This window comes from Nocardia cyriacigeorgica, from assembly GCF_010858045.1.
GTDB classification, from domain to species: Bacteria; Actinomycetota; Actinomycetes; order Mycobacteriales; family Mycobacteriaceae; genus Nocardia; species Nocardia cyriacigeorgica_E.
Window position 1 is genome coordinate 1 of the sequence record NZ_JAAGVC010000171.1, and the last position, 359, is coordinate 359.

1 pseudogene is annotated in these 359 nt (G+C 73.0%); it reads left to right on the plus strand.

Annotated elements, in window-relative coordinates:
- Positions 1-359, plus strand: a pseudogene (locus GV790_RS29220) (phosphatase); the annotation flags it as partial.

Here is a 359-nt window from a genome sequence, read left to right on the forward strand (position 1 = left end):
GACGTCCGCAGGTCACGGTGGTCACGGTGTGCGATGGCGTGTCGTCGTCGCCGAATCCGCAGGCCGCCTCCGGCACCGCCTCGCGCACCGGCGTCGATGCCTGCCTGAGCGCGTTGGCCGAGGGTAGGTCTGCCGAGGACGCCGCCAGGCCCGCGGTGGCGGCGGTCGTGCACGACGACGGCGCTGGCACGGCGACCATCACCGTGGCCAATGTGGGCGACAGCCGCGCCTACTGGCTGGTCCCCGAAGACGCAGAACACGGCGCCCACGACGCCGTATCGCGCCGACTCACCCTCGACGACTCCTGGGCCCAGGCCCTCGTCGACGCAGGCGCCATGGACGAGACGGCCGCCATGACC